The sequence below is a fragment of the Heliomarina sp. genome (assembly GCF_052826185.1).
Genome location: NZ_JBRBUI010000016.1, coordinates 186,362 through 204,065, shown reverse-complemented (window position 1 = coordinate 204,065; position 17,704 = coordinate 186,362). Strand labels below are relative to the sequence as shown.

General features: G+C 59.0%; 17 protein-coding genes. 5 read left to right on the top strand and 12 right to left on the bottom strand.

Annotation, left to right across the window (positions count from 1 at the left end):
• The first annotated feature begins 41 nt into the window (after positions 1 to 41).
• Positions 42 to 1,619, top strand: coding sequence for a gamma-glutamyltransferase family protein (locus tag ACU0FH_RS04285; RefSeq protein ID WP_446193507.1), 1,578 nt, complete (start codon positions 42 to 44; stop codon positions 1,617 to 1,619).
• 3 nt (positions 1,620 to 1,622) lie between these two features.
• Here ACU0FH_RS04285 and hspQ read toward each other — a convergent pair whose 3' ends face one another.
• Entirely contained in the window at positions 1,623 to 1,949 is a 327-nt protein-coding gene (hspQ, locus tag ACU0FH_RS04280; RefSeq protein WP_088633195.1) for a heat shock protein HspQ, read from the bottom strand.
• Between the two features lie 232 nt (positions 1,950 to 2,181).
• Between hspQ and ACU0FH_RS04275 the strand changes: the two genes are divergently transcribed.
• Positions 2,182 to 2,766, top strand: a complete 585-nt coding sequence (locus ACU0FH_RS04275) for a transglycosylase SLT domain-containing protein (protein WP_238371748.1) — start codon at positions 2,182 to 2,184, stop codon at positions 2,764 to 2,766.
• Here the strand turns inward: ACU0FH_RS04275 and ACU0FH_RS04270 are convergent, their stop codons facing one another.
• The 4 genes from ACU0FH_RS04270 to ACU0FH_RS04255 all read right to left on the bottom strand — a co-directional run bounded on the left by ACU0FH_RS04270 (position 2,767) and on the right by ACU0FH_RS04255 (position 8,991).
• Positions 2,767 to 3,375, bottom strand: coding sequence for a LolA family protein (locus ACU0FH_RS04270; RefSeq protein ID WP_446193506.1), 609 nt, complete (start codon positions 3,373 to 3,375; stop codon positions 2,767 to 2,769).
• A gap of 99 nt (positions 3,376 to 3,474) precedes the next feature.
• Positions 3,475 to 6,351, bottom strand: a complete 2,877-nt coding sequence (locus tag ACU0FH_RS04265; RefSeq protein ID WP_446193505.1) for a DNA translocase FtsK — start codon at positions 6,349 to 6,351, stop codon at positions 3,475 to 3,477.
• Positions 6,352 to 6,371: 20 nt separating this feature from the next.
• Entirely contained in the window at positions 6,372 to 7,550 is a 1,179-nt protein-coding gene (locus ACU0FH_RS04260) for an aminotransferase class I/II-fold pyridoxal phosphate-dependent enzyme (RefSeq protein WP_446193504.1), read from the bottom strand.
• Positions 7,551 to 7,656: 106 nt separating this feature from the next.
• Positions 7,657 to 8,991: an amidase gene (locus ACU0FH_RS04255; protein WP_446193503.1), complete on the bottom strand. Its 1,335-nt coding sequence runs from the start codon at positions 8,989 to 8,991 to the stop codon at positions 7,657 to 7,659.
• A 49-nt stretch (positions 8,992 to 9,040) separates the two neighbouring features.
• Between ACU0FH_RS04255 and ACU0FH_RS04250 the strand changes: the two genes are divergently transcribed.
• Positions 9,041 to 10,303 (top strand): FAD-dependent monooxygenase, encoded by a 1,263-nt coding sequence (locus tag ACU0FH_RS04250; RefSeq protein ID WP_446193502.1) that lies wholly within the window; start codon positions 9,041 to 9,043, stop codon positions 10,301 to 10,303.
• Positions 10,304 to 10,406: 103 nt separating this feature from the next.
• Here ACU0FH_RS04250 and ACU0FH_RS04245 read toward each other — a convergent pair whose 3' ends face one another.
• The 5 genes from ACU0FH_RS04245 to ACU0FH_RS04225 all read right to left on the bottom strand — a co-directional run bounded on the left by ACU0FH_RS04245 (position 10,407) and on the right by ACU0FH_RS04225 (position 13,991).
• On the bottom strand, positions 10,407 to 10,595 hold the full coding sequence (locus ACU0FH_RS04245) for a Trm112 family protein (RefSeq protein WP_238371754.1): 189 nt from the start codon (positions 10,593 to 10,595) through the stop codon (positions 10,407 to 10,409).
• Complete coding sequence (locus tag ACU0FH_RS04240) at positions 10,586 to 11,227, bottom strand: LON peptidase substrate-binding domain-containing protein (protein WP_446193501.1); 642 nt, start codon at positions 11,225 to 11,227, stop codon at positions 10,586 to 10,588. The genes ACU0FH_RS04245 and ACU0FH_RS04240 overlap by 10 nt, the downstream gene beginning before the upstream one ends.
• A gap of 27 nt (positions 11,228 to 11,254) precedes the next feature.
• Complete coding sequence (gene trxA, locus ACU0FH_RS04235; RefSeq protein WP_238371756.1) at positions 11,255 to 12,169, bottom strand: thioredoxin; 915 nt, start codon at positions 12,167 to 12,169, stop codon at positions 11,255 to 11,257.
• Positions 12,170 to 12,268: 99 nt separating this feature from the next.
• Positions 12,269 to 13,057 (bottom strand): exodeoxyribonuclease III, encoded by a 789-nt coding sequence (locus tag ACU0FH_RS04230; RefSeq protein ID WP_446193500.1) that lies wholly within the window; start codon positions 13,055 to 13,057, stop codon positions 12,269 to 12,271.
• Between the two features lie 247 nt (positions 13,058 to 13,304).
• A complete protein-coding gene (locus ACU0FH_RS04225) occupies positions 13,305 to 13,991 on the bottom strand; it encodes a response regulator transcription factor (protein ID WP_088632989.1) in 687 nt (228 codons plus the stop codon).
• A gap of 161 nt (positions 13,992 to 14,152) precedes the next feature.
• Between ACU0FH_RS04225 and ribA the strand changes: the two genes are divergently transcribed.
• Together ribA and ACU0FH_RS04215 are read left to right on the top strand one after the other, a co-directional pair.
• Positions 14,153 to 15,244, top strand: a complete 1,092-nt coding sequence (ribA, locus tag ACU0FH_RS04220) for a GTP cyclohydrolase II (RefSeq protein ID WP_446193499.1) — start codon at positions 14,153 to 14,155, stop codon at positions 15,242 to 15,244.
• On the top strand, positions 15,241 to 15,735 hold the full coding sequence (locus ACU0FH_RS04215) for a L,D-transpeptidase family protein (RefSeq protein WP_446193498.1): 495 nt from the start codon (positions 15,241 to 15,243) through the stop codon (positions 15,733 to 15,735). Before ribA ends, ACU0FH_RS04215 begins: the two co-directional genes overlap by 4 nt.
• Here the strand turns inward: ACU0FH_RS04215 and ACU0FH_RS04210 are convergent.
• Positions 15,732 to 16,385 carry a YggS family pyridoxal phosphate-dependent enzyme gene (locus ACU0FH_RS04210; protein ID WP_446193497.1) on the bottom strand — a complete coding sequence of 218 codons (654 nt, stop codon included), beginning with the start codon at positions 16,383 to 16,385 and terminating at the stop codon, positions 15,732 to 15,734. The genes ACU0FH_RS04215 and ACU0FH_RS04210 overlap by 4 nt on opposite strands.
• A 110-nt stretch (positions 16,386 to 16,495) precedes the next feature.
• Positions 16,496 to 17,518 carry a porin gene (locus ACU0FH_RS04205; protein ID WP_446193496.1) on the bottom strand — a complete coding sequence of 341 codons (1,023 nt, stop codon included), beginning with the start codon at positions 17,516 to 17,518 and terminating at the stop codon, positions 16,496 to 16,498.
• Positions 17,519 to 17,704 lie beyond the last annotated feature (186 nt).

The following is a 17,704-nucleotide window of genomic DNA, read 5'->3' as shown; positions in this document are numbered from 1 at the left end:
CGACTGGCTCTAGGGTCACGCCAATCAATAAGGGGACAACCATGCGCGATTTTCAGAAACCCGGCCGCTCCACCGTTTTAGCGACAAACGGAATGTGCGCCACGTCACATCCCCTTGCAGCGCAGACCGCTATCGAAACCCTCAAAAAGGGTGGGAACGCGATGGATGCAGCCATCGCCGGTGCTGTCTTGCTAGGCATTTGCGAACCGCAGATGACCGGGATCGGCGGCGATTGTTTCGTTCTTTATTCTCCCGCCGGAAGCAATGAAATCAAAGCGTTGAACGGCTCGGGTCGGGCGCCAGCCAAGGCTGACGCCGCCGATCTCCGTGCCGCTGGCAATCTCAGCGTGCCCGTCTACAACGCCCACGCCGTTACCATTCCCGGCGCGATCGACGCTTTCTGCCACCTGTCCGAAACCGTCGGCAAGCTTGGCATGGACAGCCTTCTTGCACCCGCAATCCATTACGCCGAGGAAGGTGTTCCGGTCGCGCCCCGGGTGGCTTTCGATTGGGTGGGAGACAGCGAAGTGCTGCAGGGCAAGGCACGCGACTTGTACCTGATAGATGGCAAAGCACCTGGCGCGGGTCAGATCTTTCGCGCGCCGGGTCAGGCCCAGGTTCTTCGGCAGGTGGCGAAAAAGGGCCGCGATGCGTTTTACACGGGCGAAATCGCGCAGGACATGGTCGACAGCCTCAAGGAACTTGGCGGCGTTCACGAGATGGAGGATTTTGCCTCCACCGCGTGCTCTCCAACGGTGCCGGTAAGCGGAGCCTATGGCGGCCTGGATCTCCTAGAACATGCGCCAAACGGACAGGGCGCTACGGCAATTCTTTTGCTGAACATCCTGTCACACTTCGATATCGCGAACATGGATCCGTTCGGCGCAGAACGCATCCATGTCGAAGCCGAAGCAAGCAAACTGGCTTATGACGCGCGGAACCGTTTCCTTGCCGATGCGGATTACGTCACCCGCCTTGAGCATATGCTTGCCCCCGAGACCGCAGCCGCGCTCGCAGGCCTGATCGATGCGAACAAGGCAATGCCCGCCGCGGCACCCCTGACCGAATCTGTCCACAAGGACACGATCTATATAACTGTCGTCGACAAAGACGGCATGGCGGTGTCACTTATCTACTCGATTTTTCACGGATTCGGATCTGGCATCGCGTCAGACAAGTTCGGCATCCTGCTGCAGAACCGCGGGGCTGGCTTCACGCTGGAACAAGGTCATCCAAACGAGTTGAAGGGCGGCAAGCGCCCGATGCACACGATCATCCCGGCAATGCTGCGCGAAGGCGGAAGGGTTACAACGCCTTTCGGTGTCATGGGCGGCGCCTATCAGCCGACCGGGCATGCACGGTTTGTCAGCAACCGGCAGGATTTCGGCATGGACCTGCAAGCCGCGCTGGATGCGCCCCGCGCCTTTTCATACGAAGGCGTACTGGAAGTCGAATCGGGCTATAGCGACGACGTTCGTGCCGAACTCGCGGCAAAAGGCCATAATGTCACCGTCCCCGAAACCGCACTGGGTGGGGCTCAGGCCATCCATATCGGATCGGACGGCGTACTGTCAGGGGCGAGCGATCCCCGCAAGGACGGGTGCGCTCTTGGGTATTGAGATTTAGTTCAGGTTGAAATGCAGCGGGTAGATGCCATCCTGAAACGGACCGAACATGTCCGGAATGTCAGGGTGGTCTACCGGCTCGCCAGAATAGTCGGCGACAAGGTTCTGTTCGGACACATAGGCTACGTAATAGCTTTGATCGTTCTCGGCCAAGAGGTGATAAAAAGGTTGCGCCTTTTTCGGCCGGGCGTCTTCGGGGATCGCCTGGTACCAGTCTTCTGTGTTTGAAAATTCGGGATCAACGTCAAATACCACGCCCCGAAACGGGTGCTTTTTGTGGCGCACGACCTGGCCTAGATTGTATTTTGCGCGCTTCGTCAACATCATAAAACTGCCCCTAAAAGCTCGATATTAGCCGTTTCGACCCCGATTTGTCCAATGCTTGGAGCCTCGTTTAGCGAAACAGTTTGTGAATACCATCTCGACAGTGGGCGGCGTTGTGATGATCCGGGAAGCAAAGGTCAAGGCCTGTATCCCGCCTCTGTCTTTTGGCACCGAAAGTGATTTGCCTGTGCCGCTTGTTGCTGTAGGATTGCGCAAAAAAGGCAAGAGGCAGATGAGCAGAACTCTTTGCGTGATGATCATGGCGCTGATGCTGGCGTCCTGCGGCGGAGGATATTCCTCACCGCCGAGCAATATGGATAACGCCTGCGCCATCGCGCGTGAGCGCCCGAAATACGTGCGCGCATTCAAGGCTACCGAAAGGCGCTGGGGTGTTCCCGTGGCGGTGCAGATGGCGACGATCTATCAGGAGAGCCGTTTCAGGGGCGATGCACGCACGCCCTATCGCTATGCGCTTGGTATCATACCCATGGGACGCCAAAGCAGCGCCTATGGCTATAGCCAGGCTCTGGATGGCACTTGGGACGATTACAAGAAATCCACCGGCAAACGGCGAGCCAAGCGGGACAAGATGCGCGATGCGTCGGATTTCATTGGCTGGTACATGAATGAGAGCAAACGCAAAGTCGGCATCTCCCTGACCGACGCCCGCAACCAGTATCTGGCCTATCACGAAGGTCACACCGGCTTCTCGCGCGGCACCTACAACTCCAAGAGCTGGCTCATGCGCGTGGCCGCGGACGTCGAAGCACGTGCGATCCTGTATGAATCGCAGCTTTCGCGGTGCAGGGCTTTCTGATCAGCGCCTGTTCCCGCCTCGCCCGATCTGGGTATTGAAAAGGTTATCGCTAAGCGAAACACCCGTCGTCATGTCGTCCAGAACGACAGCAGTACGATCGCCCAGTTCGTTCGTGACCACCCATTGACGAAGCGTCACCGGGTCGCGCGAGAATTTGAGATCGATGAATCCGTACTCGGGGTTTTCCGGGTCCTGCGCTCGGACCACGGTAAACTCATCCTCTTGCCCGTAGCCCACAACCATGTCCGCCCGCGAAAGATCCACATTCCGTTGAAGGATGATCGACAGCGGCGTACGCTTGAGCGGGTAGGTTTCCGGAGCTTGGTTCGACTTTTCGTCACGCACAAGAACCGTACCGCCCCCGGCCAGTACAAGGCCTTTGTTGGGCGGGTCGTATTCGAACCGCATTCGACCCGGGCGTTTGACGTAAAGCCGCCCGGTCGAACGAGAGCCGTTCTCGTTATATTGCGTAAACGTGCTTTCCCCGGTCGTAAGCCTGTTCAGATAGGCAGAAATCTCCGCAAGAGGAATGCGATTGTCCTGCGCAATGGCAGGGGCGGCGAGCACCGACAGCAGGGCAGCGGCGGCGAATTGGCGTCTATTCATCATGGGATATGAGATAGGTGCCCGGCCAGGAAAATCCAAAGGGCGCGGGGCACAAAATCGCTCGTCTGATAAAGAAAGGCCGGGCTTAACCCGGCCTTTGCCTTACTGCTGTTCAGGCACCAGAATTTCGCGTTTGCCAACGTGGTTGGCGGGCGAAACCAGCCCCTCCTCTTCCATCTGCTCAACCAGCCGCGCGGCCTTGTTATAGCCTATGGCCAGCTTGCGCTGGATGTAGGAGGTCGAACACTTGCGGTCCTTGATGACGATCTGCACGGCTGTATCGTACAGCGCGTCTTCACTGTCGGTATTGCCACCGAGTCCGAGAACCGCGTCGATATCACTGGATTTGTCCTCATCCGGCCCTTCGAGCACGGTGTTGATGTAATCCGGCGGACCGTAAGCCTTGAGGTTGTTCACCACTTCTTCGACCTCTTCATCCGAAACGAAAGGCCCGTGGCAACGGGTGATGCGAGCACCGCCAGCCATGTAGAGCATGTCACCCATACCCAGAAGCTGTTCGGCCCCCATTTCGCCAAGGATCGTACGGCTGTCGATCTTCGATGTGACCTGGAAAGAAATCCGGGTGGGGAAGTTCGCCTTGATCGTACCGGTGATCACGTCGACCGACGGTCGCTGCGTCGCCATGATCAGGTGGATACCCGACGCACGGGCCATCTGGGCAAGACGCTGGATGCAGGCTTCGATTTCCTTGCCCGCGACCATCATCAGGTCTGCCATCTCGTCGACGATCACAACGATAAAGGGCATCGCTTCGGGCGCGAATTCCTCCGTCTCGAACACGGGTTCGCCGGTATCATCGTCGAACCCGGTCTGGACCGTACGGCTGAACATCTCGCCTTTTGCCAGCGCGTCGCGTACCCGGCCGTTGTAGCCTTCGATGTTCCGCACGCCCATCTTGGACATCTTGCGGTAGCGATCTTCCATTTCGCCGACGACCCATTTCAGCGCGACGACGGCCTTTTTGGGGTCGGTCACAACAGGGCTCAGCAGGTGCGGGATGCCGTCATAGACGGAAAGTTCCAGCATCTTGGGGTCGATCATGATCAACCGGCATTCCTCGGGCGTCAGTTTGTAAAGCAGCGACAGGATCATCGTGTTGATCGCCACCGACTTACCCGAACCGGTCGTACCGGCGATCAGCAGGTGAGGCATCTTGGCAAGGTTCGCGACGATGGGATCGCCGCCGATATTCTTGCCAAGCGCCAGCGGCAGGCTTTGGTTGCTGTCGCCGAAATCGCGGGAGGCGAGGATTTCGCGCAGCACCACTTTTTCGCGGTTATCATTGGGCAGTTCGATACCGATGACCGAGCGCCCGGGAACGGTGGAAACACGCGCAGACAGCGCCATCATCGAACGAGCGATGTCATCGGACAGACCGATCACGCGGCTGGCCTTGAGACCCGGCGCGGGTTCGAGTTCATACATCGTGACGACAGGACCGGGACGGACGCTGACAATCTCCCCCTTGACCCCATAGTCGTCGAGCACGTTTTCCAACATGCGCGCATTCTCTTCCAGCGCCTCGTCGCTGAGGTGGTGACGTTGCACCGTGGCAGGATCGGTCAAAAGATTGAGGGGCGGCAATTCATAGGCCGTTTCGGATTCATCGAATGCCAGCGCGGGCTGCGCCTCGGCAACCGCGCGGCGTGAAGGGGCGGGGGACTTGCGCAGCGGGTTCATCACGACCTTGCGCGGTTCGGCAGTTGGAATCGCCGGGCGCTGCGGCTCTGGTTCGGAAAGCGGCAAGCCCGCGTCTTCGACAATCGCCTCTTCCGGTTCTTCCCAGACGGGTTCGTCGTAATGGCTTTCGCTTACAGCCGCTGCGGTAAGCGGCGGCTCGGGCCGAGTACCACCTGTGAGAGGCGGCTCGGCGCGCAGCGCGTTCCCGCCACTACGGTTCAACACAAGCGGTTCGGGACGGCGGCCTCGACCCTTGGTCAGGGGCAGGTCCGGATCGGGTTCGGGCTCGACAGGAAGGCCAGCCTGCTTGCGGGATTTGACCACGTCCGCGATCTTGGCGCGGATTCGGTCATCGCCCTGATAGACGTCTTCGTCATCATATTCAGGCGGCTCCTGTTCGATCAGTTCCGGCATCGGTTCCGCGCGACGGATCAGACCGGGCATGCGAGACAGGAAACCGCCACGTTCTTGCTCGGGCTCGGAAACGATTTCGATTGGTTCGAATCCTTTGGCCGGCGCGGAAATCTTGTGTGCCTGCGCCGCGTCTGCACGGGCCAGCCGCTGTTCACTGCGTTTTTCGGCCAGTCGATTACGCTGATTTGCAAGAGAGACTGCCGCCCCTTGTGCGCCACGGCCCAGCAGGTTCATCAACGCGGCATAGCCCATGATCAGCCCGATCAGCGAGAAACGCAGACCGCGCGACATTTCGGCCTTGGTAAAGCCCAGGACGAAACCGCCAAGGCCGAGCATGGCAATCGCCATCAGCAAGGACATCAGTTTGACCATCAGATGCGAGCCAACCGGCAGCAGAGTCAGCACCGCCCCCATGACCGTATCGCCGAACATGCCGCCCAATCCAAAACTGTGGGTGGCGCGCCATGTATCACCGGGCAGCAAAGTCGCGGCATAGACCGACGTCACGGCAATCGCGATCGGCGCAAAAATAAGACGGGCAGGCGCACGGTCTTCGCCACTGTGAAAGGCAAAACGAAGTCCCCAGACAAGGAACACCAGCGCGATGCTCCAGCTTCCCCAGCCGACGATCATGAACAGCGGGGCGGCAATGGAGGCGCCCAACCGGCCCATCCAGTTCTGCACCGGCGCATCGGTCGAAACCATCCAGTTGGGATCATCCGGCGTGTAGGATCCAATCATCGCAGCCGCCGCGATCCCGAGACAGATCAGGGCAATCCCGATTAGCTCCTTGCCGCGTTTCTCGATAGCCGCCTGCATATCGCTGTCCAATAGCGGATCCCGACTGCGTGATTGGTATGCCATGCCTGTCCTCGATCTTTGTTTTAATACAAGCAGTCGCGCAAAGTGATCAGAGCGCGCTGCATGTTTTCTTTTGGGGCCACCATCGCGACCCGGATGAATTTCTCGCCAGGGTTCGCCCCCGGTTCGCCCTGCGAAAGATAAGCGCCGGGCAACACCCGCACCCCGGTTTCCTTCCACAGGCGCAATGCCGCTTCTTCGCCGTTTTCCACGGGAAGCCACAGAAAAAACCCGGCCTCGGGCCCCTTGTAGCCCGGGATATCGGCAAACACCTCGTCCGCGACTACGTATTTCTCCTGATAGAGACGTCGGTTTTCCTGCACATGCGCCTCATCTGACCAGACAGCGGCGGCGGCCGCTTGCAGCGGTCCGGGCAGCGGTGCCCCCGTGTAAGCCCGAAGCTGCTTCATCGCGGCGATGCATTTGGGCCCGCCGACGGCAAAGCCGGAACGAAGCCCCGGCAGGTTGGATCGCTTTGACAGCGAATGGAAAGACACGACGCGTTCAGGGTCGGCTCCCATGTCCCTGGCTACCTCAAGCGCACCGGGTGGGGGTGTATCGCGATAGATCTCGCAATAGCATTCGTCCGCGAAGATGCGGAAATCATACTGCTCGGCCAGCGAGATCAGATTTTCCCAATATTCGCGGCTTGCCACGGTGCCCTGCGGATTCGCCGGAGAGCAGATATAGGCGATCGTCGTGCGATCCAGCACATCGGCCGAAAGCCTTGAGTAGTCAGGCAGATGGCCGGTTTCTTCCGTGCAGGGCATGAACACAGGCTCCGCCCCGACTGAAATCGCCGCAACCATGTAGACCTGGTAGAACGGGTTGGGCGTCAGAACGACCGGTTTGCGCCCGTTCTTCTGCTCAGGACACAGCGCCATGGCCGCGTTGTAAAGCCCCTCGCGGGTGCCATTCAACGCCAGCAGATTTTGATCTGGATCGACGCGCACCGAATAGCGACGCTCGAGCCAATCCGCGAATGCGCCGCGCAGCGCGTCCGTTCCTTCGTTCTGAGGATAGTTGTTAAACTGCGACGCGTTTTCGACGATGATGTCCGTAACCCATTGAGGAAACGGATGTTTCGGCTCGCCGATTGTCATGTGCACTACACTGCCGCCGGGCGCGTGCGCGTCCAGCAAGCTCCGCAAACGCGGAAAAGCATAAGCCGGTAGGTTCGAAAACCGCTCGGGAAAATCCATAATGTCGCCTCAAGGTCGGGATCATAACGCCCCGTTTTGAAGCAAGTTACCGCCCCCCTGCCCTTGCGTCCAGACCAACTGAGCGAAGAGAGGCGATTTGTGGTTTTTATGTGTTACTCAATGCCGCCTCGGCTGCCGCGCCCAGTCTAAGCAGTGCCGCTTCGCAATTGGGCTGTACCTGCATCATAAGCCCGCAGCTCGGCGTACCCGTCGGCAGCGTCAGGGAACAAAGGCCCAGCAAGTTCCCCATGCGCGTATTGCGAAGCGCCAGCAGGTTCGCCTTGACGTAGTAATCGCCATCGTTTTGCAACCGTTCGAGGTTGGACGGCATCAGCGGGCTGCTTGGAAGGATCACCGCGTCATAACCGGCTGAAACCGCCTGATAGGCCTTGCGGATCGCTTTGAGCCGCAGCCAGCCCGATGTGAAATCCGCCGCCGAGAACTCGGCACCGGCGCGGAAACGGGTCCGAATCTCCGAGAACATCAGCTTGGGATTTTCCTCGATCTTGTCTCGCCAGATGCCATAGGCCTCGCCGCAATACAGAACGGCGGTCAGCGACAGCGCCTCGGCAATTTCAGGAAATTCGAGGGTTTCAACCGTGGCACCCGCTGCTTTCAGTCGTTCGACGCTCGCCTCAAAGGCGGCGCGTGGCTGATCCTCGACGTTATCAAGAGCGACTGAACCCATTATCGCAAACCGGCGACCTTCAAGCGATGCGCCGCGCAGATCGGGAACCTTGCCCCCGCCCATCGCGCTCAGCAAAAGGGCCGCATCCTCGACACTGCGTGTCAGCGGACCAACGGTATCAAAGCTGTAGATCAGCGGGACGACACCTTCGAGGCTCAGAACGTCCGAGGTGGTCTTGAGTCCGACAAGATCGTTCCATGCCGCCGGCACCCGGACAGATCCGCCGGTATCCGATCCGATTCCCGCCGCGGCCAGACCAAAGGCCACCGATGTGGCCGCGCCCGAGGAAGAGCCGCCAGCTACTGCTGCATGATCGTTCACGCAGGGCGAGGTTTGCGTGATCGGATTGTACCCGAGCCCCGAAAAGGCCAGTTCGCTCATATGCGTTTTGCCAAGGCAGACCAGCCCGGCCTGTGTCGCACTTTCGAGGACACGCGCATCGCTGTCCGGCACACGGCCCCTGAGCAGGGCGGAGCCTGCTTCGGTCACGACGCCCGCCGTGTCGAACAGGTCTTTCCAGCTGATCGGCACACCATCGAGCGGCGACAGGCGCAGCCCTGCTTTGGCCCGATCCGCCGCAGCCTGAGCTTCGGCCAGTGCGCGTTCGCGGGTGAGGCGGGCGTAGATACGGTCGCGGAATTCGTGACCTTCGATGGCGTCCAGGTAGGTCTCGGCCAGGGCGACCGGGTCGATCTCTCCCTTTTCAATGCCACGCCCAAGATCAGCCGCCGTCATGCTCAGCCAGTTCTGCATTCCACTTGTCCCTTTTGTTTTCGTGCAGACGGTAGCGACAGCAATGCGCATGGACAATCCTGCATCCGACCGCATATTGGCAGGCATGAGTACAAAGGATGAAATTCTCATCGTCGGTGGCGGGTTGAACGGACCAGCTCTTGCCTTGGCGCTTGCTCAGGCGGGATTCGCGGTCACCGTTATCGACGCGCTTGAGATCGACCCGCGCGAAAATCCCGACTTTGACGGGCGCTCTTACGCACTGGCGCTTGGATCACAAAGGCTGCTGGACGGGATCGGATTGTGGGACCGGCTTGCCAATGACGCACAGCCTATGCTCGACATCAAGGTGACCGACGGCCATGCCGGGCACGGCCCTTCGCCGTTCTTCATGCACTTCGATCATCGCGAGATCGAAGAAGGCCCGATGGGTTACATGGTCGAGGACCGGCACCTGCGCCGTGCCTTGCTGGACAAGATGCGCGAAACGGATGGCGTGACGCTTTTGAATGGCAAGTCCGTCACCGGCCAAACCGCGGACGCAAGCGGCGTGAGCCTGACACTCGACGACGGATCGCAGGTATCCGGCGCGATTGTCATCGGCTGCGACGGGCGCAGCAGCGGTACGGCGCAAAGGGCAGGCATAAAGCGTACAGGGTGGGACTATGGTCAGACCGCGCTGGTCTGCTCAATCTCGCATGAACAGCCGCATAACGGTGTCGCGCACCAGTTTTTCATGCCTTCGGGACCGCTTGCGATACTGCCCCTCACCGGCAATCGCAGTTCAATCGTCTGGAGCGAAACCACCGAGCTTGCCCATGAAATCAACGCTCTCGACGATGCTGGCTATCTGGCAGCGCTACAGCCGCGCTTCGGCGATTTCCTTGGTGAGATAGCGCTGGCGGGGAAACGGTTCACCTACCCGCTTGGCCTTACCCTTGCCAATGCGATGATTGCAGACAGGCTCGCGCTTGTGGGCGATGCAGCGCATGGTGTTCACCCGATCGCAGGACAGGGGCTGAACGCCGGTCTTCGCGATGTGGCAGCGCTGGCCGAAACGCTCGCCGATGCCAAGCGACGCGGCGAGGACCCGGCATCGCCATTGGTTCTTGGTCGTTACCAGCAATGGCGCCGTTTCGATACGGCTTCGATGGCGCTCGCAACCGACACGTTCAACCGGCTGTTTTCCAATGATAACCCGCTGCTGCGTCTGGGGCGCGACATCGGCATGGGATTGATCAATGCGACCCCTGCCCTTCGACGCGGATTTATCCGTGAGGCGGCTGGATTAAGCGGCGACCTGCCACGTCTGATGCGCGGTCAACCCCTCTGAATAGGCGATTACTCCGCGTGTCGGCGTTCACCGCGATCCTACAAAAGCCGGGTCTCGGAAACGGCTGCTGTGAACCGCACCGTCGCTCGCGGCAGTTGGGCAATTAGAGTTCCCTCGCCTCGTCGACCAACATCACCGGGATCCCGTTCCGGATCGGAAAGGCCAGCCCCGCGGGTTTTGAGATCAACTCCTGAGCCTCAGCATCGTATTCCAGCGTCGTATGCGTCTGCGGACAGATCAATGCCTCGAGCATGCGACGATCAAAGCCCGTTTCGGTGTCTCTTACTGCCATTTTTCTTCTCCGTCGCCACTCCGCATGGCAAATTCGATAAGGGTGACCAGCGTCTCGCGGCGCGTGGTCAGCGAAGGGGCTTCGAGCAAAGCCTGTTTGTCCTCGGGCGTAAAGTCCAGAAGCATCGAAAGAGAATTGATCAGCAGTTCGTCCTCTGCCTCTTTCAACGTGGCCCAGTCGGTGGACATGTTGCGATGCTCGAAAAGCCTCTGCAAAATGGCAAGAAACTGCTCGCGATTGAAATTCTCATCGGTTTCCGCACGACCCAGATCGCGGTCGAACCCGGTCCACTCCACCTCGCAACGTCGATACGGCGTGAACCCCGACACCTCGTTGTTGACCCGAAAACGGGAAATCCCGCCAAGGGTGATCATGTACCTGCCATCCTCGGTTTCGGAAAACTGCGTCACGCGCCCCGCGCACCCGATACTGTGCAGCGTGTTCTCGCCGCCCGGTCGCGGGTTAGGCTGGATCATTCCGATCAGACGATGAGACGTCTTGAGCGTATCGTCCAGCATCTGGAGATAGCGCGGCTCGAACAGGTGGAGCGGCAGGCGCGACCGGGGCAACAGCAGTGCTCCCGGCAGGGGGAACACCGGTAAAGTATCAGGCAGGTCCGAGGCTTTCAGCATAAAATGCAATCTAGCCCTCGCCCTCCCTTAGGCAAATATCATCGAGGAGAGCTTGCGCCGCCCGTTGAGCACGATCGGATCGTTGGGTTTCAGGGCGTCGAAAATCGTGAAAAGCTGCGTTTTCGCGGCGCTTTCGTTCCACTCGCGATCACGGCGGAAAAGCTCTAGAAGCTGATCAACAGCCTCGCCCTGCTTGCCGTTGGCCGAAAGTGCCAGCGCCAGATCAAAACGCGCCTGAAGATCTTCGGGATTTGCGTCGACGGCGGCCTGCAGTTCGGCAACCGGGCCAGCACCTTCGGCCTGACGCGCCAGTTCGATCTGGGCATGCGCCGCTTCCAGTTCTGCCGAAGTCGAAATTTCGGCAGGCGCACCGTTCAGAATTGCCTCGGCCTTGTCGAGCTCGCCCAGCGCGATATGCGCTTTGACCAGCCCGGCATAAGCGCCCGGGTGATTGGGTTCCTCCCCGAGAATCGCAGCAAAGGTCTGAGCCGCATCCGTCACCGCGCCCTCTTCCAGCATGGCTTCGGCTGCCTCGACTGCTTCGGCCAGCTCATCGCCGGGGGCGGAACCGCCCCCTTGCCGGGCAACCCGGTCAACGAAAGCCTTGATTTCAGATTGCGGCTGCGCGCCTTGGAATCCGTCAACAGGCTGCCCCTTGTAGAATGCATAAACGGTCGGGATCGACTGGATCTGCAGCTGACCGGCGATCATCTGCGCTTCGTCCACGTTGACCTTGACCATCTTGACCGCGCCCTTGGCTGCGCGAACCGCATCCTCGAGCATTGGACCAAGCGTCTTGCAGGGACCACACCAGGGCGCCCAGAAATCGACGATGATCGGAACGTCCTGGCTGGCCTGAACGACATCCGTCATAAAATTGGCTTCGGTCGTATCCTTGATCAGATCCGCATCAGGGGCCGTGCCTAGGTTGAGTTCCATCATGAACACCTGTCGTTAAGTGGTTTCGCGTTGCCCTCCATATGTGAGCAAGGCGCTAAAAAGTCAAAGGGTCGCTGGGTTGGGAAAAGTATTGGACCCCGTTCAGAGATCGAATGTCGCGAAGACGGGTGCATGGTCACTGGGCTGCTCCCAGCCACGTGCGTCACGCAGGATCCGGCTGGAATGCGCCGCGTTCGAGATATCCGGCGTTGCCCAGATGTGATCCAGCCGGCGGCCCTTGTCCGCTGCCGACCAGTCCTTTGCCCGGTAGGACCACCAGGAATAGAGCAAGCCTTCGGGAATATCCTGACGGGTAATGTCGACCCAGTTGCCTGCCTCCTGCGCCGCTCCCAGATGCTCAACCTCTATCGGCGTGTGGCTCACGATCTTCAGAAGCTGCTTGTGGTTCCAGACGTCGTCCTCACGCGGGGCGATGTTGAGATCACCCACAAGGATGGACTTCTTTGGATTGTCGGAATGGAACGCGTCGCGCATCTCGGTCAGGTAGTCGAGTTTCTGGCCGAATTTCTCGTTAATCTCCCGGTCGGGCTTGTCGCCACCGGCAGGGACGTAAAAATTGTGGATCGTGACTCCGTTTTCGAGCTGCCCGGCAATGTGTCGCGCATGCCCAAGCGAGGCGTAATCGTTGGCTGCGACCTCACGGATCGGCAAACGCGAGAAGATCGCGACACCGTTATAACCCTTTTGCCCGCGCCCGATCACATGGGTATAGCCAAGCGCCTTGAGCCCCTCGAGAGGGATCTTTTCCATTGGCGATTTGCATTCCTGAAGACACAGGACGTCCGGCTTTTCCTCGGACAGCAACTTGAGAACAAGCGGCTCTCGAAGCCGGACCGAATTGATGTTCCAGGTGGCAAGCGTGAAGGACATGAGCAATCTCCGATTTCGGTGTCGGCGACCCTAGGGGAGTTCGCCGGGCAGCGAAACCCGAATGCTGACCAAATCAGTCAGTCGGAAGGCTTGCAGGTACGGAAAATAAAAAAAGGCCGGGCACGAGGCCCGGCCAGTCCAACAGGGAGGTGCATATCGTAACCCGGATATGCGCGGGATATCTAAAACTACCATAATCACCATTTAAGTTCTGTGAACAGAATTACGCAACCTGAGATTGAAGAATTTATGCAACCAAACGATATCCGCCGCTTTCTGTTACCAATAAACGCGCATTTGAAGGATCCGGTTCGATTTTTTGTCTAAGCCGATAGATATGCGTTTCCAGCGTATGTGTCGTTACCCCGGCATTGTATCCCCAGACCTCGTGCAAGAGCACTTCTCTCGCCACGACACCTTCGGTGGAGCGGTACAAGAACTTGAGAATATTGGTTTCTTTCTCCGTCAGGCGAATCTTGCGATCATCTTGGGTGATCAGCATCTTCATGGCCGGTTTGAAAGTATACGGCCCTAATTGAAATACAGCATCTTCCGATTGTTCATGCTGCCGAAGCTGCGCGCGAATTCTCGCCAGCAATACGGGGAACTTGAATGGTTTTGTGACATAATCATTCGCGCCGGCATCCAAACCCAGAATCGTATCCGAGTCACTGTCGTGGCCAGTTAGCATCAAAATCGGAGATTTTACGCCTTGTTTGCGCATTCTTTTGCACAATTCACGCCCATCCGTATCAGGCAATCCGACATCGAGAATCACCAGATCGAATAGCCCTTCGCGGGTTCGTTCCATTGCACTTGCGCCGTCGGCGGCTTCGAACACGTCGAAATCCTCGGTCATGTCCAGTTGTTCGCTCAGCGCCTCACGCAAATCGTCATCGTCGTCTACCAGCAAAATCTTTTTGAGCTGCGCCATGAATATTTCTCCTGTGCTGGTAAACGAAATGTGTCGACCGGGTGGGGAAGACAAGTTTTGCTTCAATTCTTTCACGCTCACGTGTGCATATCGCGCGAATTGTTTCACATTGACAGAAAGAAGGCTTAGGTAAGTCTCGGACTTCAGCAAGGACAGTGGTCATGAGCTTCGCGCCGCACATCTCGGAACTTCTGGCGCGCGCAAGGGCCGATCTGCGTATGGGCCTGCCGATTGTTCTCAACGGCCCCGACGGGGCGATCCTTGCCATATCCGCCGAAGTTCTGACGGCGGAGCGCCTTGCGGATCTGCGGGAACTCGACAGCGAAGCCACGCTTGCGATTACCTCGCGGCGGGCCGAAACATTGAAGGCGAGACCTTACGATGGCGATCTTGCGCGCGTGATCCTGCCCCAAGATGCCGATCTGGCCTGGATCGAATCTGTCGCGAACCCGGCCGACGATCTGCGCATGCCCCTAAAGGGACCGCTCGTGTCGGCGCGCAGCGGCAACGCGAATCTGCACCGCCTCGCGATCAAGATGGCCAAGTCGGCCCGGCTGCTGCCCGCCGCCGTCACAGTGGAATTGCCGCGCGGGCAGGAATTCGCGGCTCGTCACGGGTTGACCCTTATCGAACATGCCGATGCTGCGCCCCACCTCTTGCAACCCGGCACCCTGCACGAAGTGGTCAGCGCCCGGTTACCAATTGAAGTGTCTGAGGCAAGCCGGCTGTACATTTATCGGCCCGATGACGGCGGCGAAGAGCATTATGCCATCGAAATCGGCCGTCCGGACCGGGCAAAACCGGTTCTTGCCCGCCTTCATTCAGCCTGCTTCACCGGCGATGTCATGGGATCGCTGAAGTGCGATTGCGGGCCACAGTTGCGCGGGGCGCTCGCCCAGATGGGTGCTGAGGGCACCGGTGTGCTGCTGTACCTCAACCAGGAGGGGCGTGGCATCGGACTTGCCAACAAGATGCGCGCCTACTCTTTGCAGGATCAGGGGTTCGACACGGTCGAGGCCAATCACCGCCTTGGCTTTGAGGACGACGAACGTGATTTCCGGCTTGGGTCGGATATCCTCAAGAAAATGGGTTTCAGTTCTGTCCGGCTCTTGACGAACAACCCCAACAAACTGGCGATGATGATGAAGAACGGCGTGCATGTGGCCGAGCGCGTGCCGCTGAAGGTTGGCGAAACCGCCTTCAACAAAGGATATCTTGCCACAAAAGCGCGCAAATCGGGCCATCTCTTATGAGTCGTGACGATCTTGTTCTGACGCCGCTGGGACTCAGATTTGGCAACCAACGCTACCCCTGTTCTATCGGGCGGGGCGGCATCACGAAAAGCAAACGCGAAGGCGATGGCGCGACACCGCGCGGCATTCACCGGATCGTAGGTATGCTATACCGTCCGGACCGCCTCGCGTGCCCCGCCGATTGGGCGGTTCCGATTCATCCCGGTGATCTATGGTCTGACGACGTAAAGGATCCCGAATACAATCTGCAGGTCCGTGTACCGCATCACTTTAGCCACGAGCAATTGCGCCGGTCAGACCCGCTGTATGACATCGTGCTGGTGACAGACTGGAACTGGCCTCATGCAAAGCCTGGCAGGGGATCTGCCATTTTCATTCACCAGTGGCGGCGCCCCGGTTACCCGACCGAAGGCTGCATCGCGTTGCGACGGGACCATCTGGCAACGATATGCGCCCGTTTGGTGCCGGGAACGCGTCTGATCGTAGCTTAGGTGTAATCCCTTTCACCGAAGAGGGCCGAACCGACCCGCACATGCGTCGCACCCTGCGCAATGGCAGATTCAAAATCGCCGCTCATCCCCATCGAAAGACCGCTCAAACCGTTGCGCTCCGCGATTTTTGCCAGCAGTGCAAAGTGGAGAGATGGCTCTTCATCGACAGGCGGAATGCACATCAGCCCGGCAACCGGAAGCTCGAGGCCACGGCATTCCGCAACGAAAGCATCCGCATCGCGCGGCATGACGCCTGCTTTCTGTTCTTCTTCGCCGGTGTTGACCTGTATGAACAGGTCGGGGCACTTGCCCATCTCTTGCGCCAGACGCGCAATCGTCTTTGCCAACTTGGGTCGGTCCACCGAATGGATAACCTCGGCAAGCTCCATCGCCTGACGGGCCTTGTTCGTTTGCAAAGGGCCGATCAGGTGCAGCGTGATTCCATCGAACTGTTCGCGAAACGCTGGCCATTTGCCTGCCGCTTCCTGCACCTTGTTTTCGCCGAATTGCCGGTGGCCCTGTTCCAGCACCGCACGCACCCGCTCATCCGGTTGAACCTTTGACACGGCGATCAGGTTGACAGAACCGGCCTCGCGGCCCGCTTTTTCCTCGGCCGCGCGGATACGGGTTTGAATTTCTTCAAGGGACATGACGCCATCCATTCTTGTTCGTCTTGCGGCAGACAAACACCAGTATGGCGCAAAAGAAAAGGGCGGGTCCGAAGACCCGCCCAAATCACGTCAAGCGTGATGACCGCAGCTTAGAAGCTGAAGTACACACCAGCCTGAACTTGGGTTTGGTCGTTCGAGGAACGAACCGCGCCTGCTTCGAAGGAAGCGCCGCCACCCAGGTCGTAGGAGTAGTGGATACCGTAGGATTCACCTTCGCCACCGAGGTCGCCAGCGTTTGCTACGCTGTTGTCACGGTTGTCACGGCCCTGAGCGATCGCGCCGGCATCGGCTTGATCTTCCGAAGTCACGAACAGCAGGATGTTCGACGCTGCGCCGATATCCATGTTGCCGTAGAGGCCGAATTTGTCGATGCCGTCGTTGTCGGCATAGGCCAGACGAACGCCGAAGGCGCCGATGTCACCGTAGACAGCCAGAACGGCCTTGTCTTCGCCGATGATGTCGGAGTCTTGAGCAGCAGCTGCAACTGTCCAGTCGCCGAAGCTGTAAGCAACGTTCACAGCGATACGGTCAACAGAAGTCGGGCCGTTGTCGGTCGAGTAGGAAACGTGACCCGAGAAGGCACCTGCGGAGTACAGGACTTCGATGCCGTTTGCACCAGCGCCGGACGAGGAGTACGCGTCCCAGTCGAAGAAGGTGTTGTTGACGTTGGTCACGAGGCTGTGGAAGCCAGCGCCGTCGATACCGATACCTGCGGTACGGGTTTCGAGGTACAGGCCGGACATGTTTTCGATCGCGCCGATGATGTTACCAACACCCAGCGTGAAGCCGCCGTAGGTCGCGTAGAAACGTGCGCCGTTGAAGGTCGCGCCGCCAGGATTGTTGTCACGGCTTTCAGCCTGTGCACGGAAGCGAGCACCCAGGGTCACGCCACCGTCGGTTTCGGTCGACATGTCGAACTGCAGACGCAGACGGCTGGTGATGTTGGTGGTGCTAACGCCGTTTGCGGGCAGGCCAGCGCCGTTGGTGCCGGTGCGCTCGTTGCGGTCGTTGTAATCAAGACCAAAACGGCCGTAACCGCTGATCCGGACGTCGGCTGCTGCCATGCTCGCTGCGGCGATCATTGCAGTCGACAGGAAGAGAACCTTTTTCATCGTTGTTTTCCCTCGGTTTCAAATCATACGCCCAAACCAGAGAATCTGGCGTGGTATGCAGTGGGGTTTCGCTCTTTAGGGGTCATTTTGGCAAGAGCCGCGAAACCCAATGCGGCAAAGTCGTGGCGGATGGTGCAGCTTTGCCACAGTTTCCTCGACCCCCGGATTACACGGGCGGATCTCCGC

Excerpts from the sequence above, each read along its gene's own strand:
- ACU0FH_RS04260 (WP_446193504.1), bottom strand. The coding sequence starts at position 7,550 with ATGGATTTTCCCGAGCGGTTTTCGAACCTACCGGCTTATGCTTTTCCG.
- ACU0FH_RS04205 (WP_446193496.1), bottom strand. The coding sequence starts at position 17,518 with ATGAAAAAGGTTCTCTTCCTGTCGACTGCAATGATCGCCGCAGCGAGC.
- ACU0FH_RS04275 (WP_238371748.1), top strand. The coding sequence starts at position 2,182 with ATGAGCAGAACTCTTTGCGTGATGATCATGGCGCTGATGCTGGCGTCC.
- ACU0FH_RS04250 (WP_446193502.1), top strand. The coding sequence starts at position 9,041 with ATGGACAATCCTGCATCCGACCGCATATTGGCAGGCATGAGTACAAAG.
- ACU0FH_RS04285 (WP_446193507.1), top strand. The coding sequence starts at position 42 with ATGCGCGATTTTCAGAAACCCGGCCGCTCCACCGTTTTAGCGACAAAC.
- hspQ (WP_088633195.1), bottom strand. The coding sequence starts at position 1,949 with ATGTTGACGAAGCGCGCAAAATACAATCTAGGCCAGGTCGTGCGCCAC.
- ACU0FH_RS04245 (WP_238371754.1), bottom strand. The coding sequence starts at position 10,595 with ATGGCAGTAAGAGACACCGAAACGGGCTTTGATCGTCGCATGCTCGAG.
- ACU0FH_RS04255 (WP_446193503.1), bottom strand. The coding sequence starts at position 8,991 with ATGCAGAACTGGCTGAGCATGACGGCGGCTGATCTTGGGCGTGGCATT.
- ACU0FH_RS04225 (WP_088632989.1), bottom strand. The coding sequence starts at position 13,991 with ATGGCGCAGCTCAAAAAGATTTTGCTGGTAGACGACGATGACGATTTG.
- ACU0FH_RS04210 (WP_446193497.1), bottom strand. The coding sequence starts at position 16,385 with ATGTCCCTTGAAGAAATTCAAACCCGTATCCGCGCGGCCGAGGAAAAA.
- ACU0FH_RS04240 (WP_446193501.1), bottom strand. The coding sequence starts at position 11,227 with ATGCTGAAAGCCTCGGACCTGCCTGATACTTTACCGGTGTTCCCCCTG.
- ACU0FH_RS04270 (WP_446193506.1), bottom strand. The coding sequence starts at position 3,375 with ATGATGAATAGACGCCAATTCGCCGCCGCTGCCCTGCTGTCGGTGCTC.
- ACU0FH_RS04265 (WP_446193505.1), bottom strand. The coding sequence starts at position 6,351 with ATGGCATACCAATCACGCAGTCGGGATCCGCTATTGGACAGCGATATG.
- ACU0FH_RS04215 (WP_446193498.1), top strand. The coding sequence starts at position 15,241 with ATGAGTCGTGACGATCTTGTTCTGACGCCGCTGGGACTCAGATTTGGC.
- ACU0FH_RS04230 (WP_446193500.1), bottom strand. The coding sequence starts at position 13,057 with ATGTCCTTCACGCTTGCCACCTGGAACATCAATTCGGTCCGGCTTCGA.
- ribA (WP_446193499.1), top strand. The coding sequence starts at position 14,153 with ATGAGCTTCGCGCCGCACATCTCGGAACTTCTGGCGCGCGCAAGGGCC.
- trxA (WP_238371756.1), bottom strand. The coding sequence starts at position 12,169 with ATGATGGAACTCAACCTAGGCACGGCCCCTGATGCGGATCTGATCAAG.